Consider the following 287-nt stretch of genomic DNA (forward strand, 5'->3'; position numbering starts at 1 on the left):
GTCGCCGGCGTTCTTAGCTACCTGGTCGGCAATGCGCTGACGGGCGGCCTCGATCTTATCGCGCAGCTCTTCGCCCTTCTCGTTGATGGTGGGGGCGGCGTTCGTGGCGGCCTCCTGCACGGCCGCGGCCATGTCGGCACCCTTGGCGGCAGCCTCGGACGCAATTTCCTGGCCCATGGCGGCCACGTTGTTCACCACGGCAGCACCCTTGGCGGCCGCTTCCTGGTACACGTGCTGGGCGTTAGCGGCGGCATCGCTGCCCCACTGCTGAGCATCGCCCATGAACT

Annotated in this window: 1 pseudogene; it reads right to left on the reverse strand. The window is 67.6% G+C overall.

Annotated features, from left to right (window positions below):
• Window positions 1-287, reverse strand: a pseudogene (locus PZH32_RS13950) (YtxH domain-containing protein); the annotation flags it as partial.

It is taken from the genome of Adlercreutzia equolifaciens (genome assembly GCF_029076695.1).
Taxonomy (GTDB): domain Bacteria; phylum Actinomycetota; class Coriobacteriia; order Coriobacteriales; family Eggerthellaceae; genus Adlercreutzia; species Adlercreutzia equolifaciens_A.